Origin of the sequence: Vibrio sp. YT-16 (genome assembly GCF_033337405.1) — a bacterium.
In the GTDB taxonomy this organism is placed as follows: domain Bacteria; phylum Pseudomonadota; class Gammaproteobacteria; order Enterobacterales; family Vibrionaceae; genus Vibrio; species Vibrio alginolyticus.
This window is the reverse complement of sequence record NZ_JAWOQQ010000081.1, coordinates 1-1,337: the sequence shown is the minus strand read 5'-3', so window position 1 is coordinate 1,337 and position 1,337 is coordinate 1. Positions and strand designations below refer to the sequence as shown.

General features: G+C 41.6%; 2 protein-coding genes and 1 pseudogene. All 3 read left to right on the top strand.

Annotation, left to right across the window (positions count from 1 at the left end; genetic code table 11):
* Positions 1-586 (top strand): annotated as a pseudogene (locus R7F07_RS24880) (D-alanine--D-alanine ligase A); the annotation flags it as partial.
* A 128-nt stretch (positions 587-714) separates the two neighbouring features.
* Positions 715-1,104: a DUF3319 domain-containing protein gene (locus R7F07_RS24875; protein ID WP_005498869.1), complete on the top strand. Its 390-nt coding sequence runs from the start codon at positions 715-717 to the stop codon at positions 1,102-1,104.
* Between the two features lie 4 nt (positions 1,105-1,108).
* Positions 1,109-1,337 (top strand): stress response translation initiation inhibitor YciH (locus R7F07_RS24870; RefSeq protein WP_318110619.1); only part of this gene is annotated, 229 nt, incomplete at its 3' end.

The following is a 1,337-nucleotide window of genomic DNA, read 5'->3' as shown; positions in this document are numbered from 1 at the left end:
CCTAACTCGCAATGATGAACACGCTCACAGACAAGCTGAACAAGCCTTTGAAAAGTGGGGAAAAGTGTTTGTTAAAGCTGCACGTCAGGGCTCGTCTGTTGGGTGTTACAGTGTAGCGGAAAAACAAGCTATCGCTAAAGCAGTAAACGATGCGTTTGGTTATTCAGATCAAGTACTTGTAGAGAAAGCGGTAAAACCTCGTGAGTTAGAAGTCGCAGCTTATGAAATGAACGGTGAACTGCACATCACTAAGCCAGGTGAAGTGATCGCACCCGATGGTGCATTTTACTCATACGATGAAAAATACAGCAGTTCAAGCCATTCATTAACAGAAGTAGAAGCGAAGAACCTGACTCAAGAACAGATCGATAAGATTCGTCATGCGTCAGAAACCGTATTCAAACAAATGAACCTTCGTCATTTGTCTCGCATCGACTTTTTCCTTACGGAAGATAACGAAATTTACTTGAATGAAGTGAATACATTCCCAGGAATGACGCCAATTTCAATGTTTCCTAAAATGCTTCAAAACAATGGTCACAAGTTCCATGAGTTTCTTGAAGATTGTATTAATAGTGCAAAGTGATTAACGTTTACGCGATACGTTTTGTGTTAGAAATAGTTGAATAGAGCACGGTTTGTTCAAGCGATATTTGAATAATGCTCAGTAACAATTATGATTGTATTAACGCATTAAACAGATGATTCAGTGGTATGGCAATTTCAAATTATAGAGGTTTTAACCTGCAGTCAGGCGGACCCGATGGCAGTATTTGGAAGGTTAAAATCAAAAACCACGTTTTACAAGGCAGTTTGACGGCGGTGAAAAAGAGCATTGATTGGTGGTGTGACACAGCATCAATCATTGACCCGAAAGAATTCGCGTCTCTTGGACAAAGAGCAAACCCAACCGGTGGTGTTCAATCAGAAGTTTTTAACGGCTATACCATTAAAAACGACACTGGTGAACCAAACGGTTGGTACTGTATGTTTAATGGAAAACTCATTAAAGGCGGCAAAGCTGCTATTCAACGACACATCGAAGCTTATTTAGTTGCAAAGCAGAAAGCGATGCAAGCACAGGCACAACAGCAAAAGAAATAACAGAATGACCCTGGTATATTCAACAGAAACCGGACGCATTAAACCGGAAGAAGAAAAAATAGCTCGTCCTAAAGGCGACGGTATTGTTCGTATTCAGCGCCAAACCAAAGGCCGTAAAGGCAAAGGCGTTTGTATCGTTTCAGGATTAGACCTAGACGACGCGCCTTTGAAACTGCTCGCTGCAGAGCTTAAAAAAGTATGCGGTTGTGGCGGTTCAGTCAAAGATGGCACCA

Bases quoted from the DNA above. Each gene is read 5' to 3' on its own strand.
- R7F07_RS24875 (WP_005498869.1), top strand. From the start codon at position 715: ATGGCAATTTCAAATTATAGAGGTTTTAACCTGCAGTCAGGCGGACCC.